General features: G+C 59.7%; 1 protein-coding gene. It reads right to left on the bottom strand.

The window, feature by feature from the left end; translation table 11 throughout:
* Nucleotides 1-1,046: PTS trehalose transporter subunit IIBC (treB, locus tag ACJY2L_RS20705; protein WP_439351311.1), on the bottom strand; the 1,046-nt coding region annotated here is incomplete at both ends.

The raw sequence follows: 1,046 nt of genomic DNA, 5'->3' as shown, positions 1-1,046 counted from the left end.
GTTTTCACCGAAAGAATCGCGGGTAATCCGCCGACGCCAATGCCGTTAGCCATTACGCCGGACAATCCGCAAATCAGCCCGGCTGCGGCCGATCCCACCATGCCGCAGAGCATCGGGAAGCGGTACTTCATGTTGATGCCGTACATTGCCGGTTCGGTAACGCCAAGGTAGGCGGAGATGGCGGCCGGCACCGAAATTTCCCGTTCGTTGACCTTCTTACTCATAAAGATGATGCCCAGCACCGCTGAACCCTGCGCCATGTTGGAGAGCGCAATAATCGGCCACACCGGCGTGCCGCCGAGGTTCTGGATCAGCTGCAGATCCACGGCCAGCGTGGTCTGGTGCACGCCGGTAATCACCAGCGGCGCGTACAGGAAGCCAAACAGCGCGGAGCCGATCGGCGCAAACGGACCGGTCATCAGGTGGCTGACGCCCCAGGCGATGCCATTACCGATAATGCGGCCAAACGGCCCAATGATGGTATGCGCGAGGAAAACCGCCAGCAGCAGCGAAACAACCGGCACCACCACCAGCGTCAGGTAGTCGGGCACGATGCGTTTGAGCTTCAGCTCAATCCACGCCAGCGTCAGGCCAGCGAGAATCGACGGAATGACCTGCGACTGATAGCCCACTTTGTCGATGGTGAACCAGCCAAAGTTCCACACTTCGGGGATGTGTTGCCCCAGCAGGTAGGCGTTCATCAGCTGTGGTGAGACCAGCGTGATGCCCAGCACGATGCCGAGGATCGGCGTGCCGCCCATTTTCTTCACCACCGACCAGCAGATGCCCACCGGAATGTAGAAGAAGATCGCCTCACCGATCAGCCATAAAAAGTCGTAAACACTTTTCCACACCACCGAGGCTTCGGTCAGCGGCGCGTCGTTGTAGAGCGGCAAATCGCCAATCAGGTTGCGGAAGCCGAGGATCAGGCCGCCGCTGATCAGCGCAGGCAGCAGCGGAAAGAAGATTTCCGCGAAGTGGGAGATCAGGCTTTCGTGCCACTTCATGTTCTGGCGCGCCACCCGCTTGGCGCTCTCTTTGTCGGT

It is taken from the genome of Duffyella sp. Ts4 (assembly GCF_051851875.1).
GTDB classification, from domain to species: Bacteria; Pseudomonadota; Gammaproteobacteria; order Enterobacterales; family Enterobacteriaceae; genus Duffyella; species Duffyella gerundensis.
The sequence above is the reverse complement of the archived record's forward strand: the minus strand, read 5'-3'. Positions and strand labels throughout refer to the sequence as shown.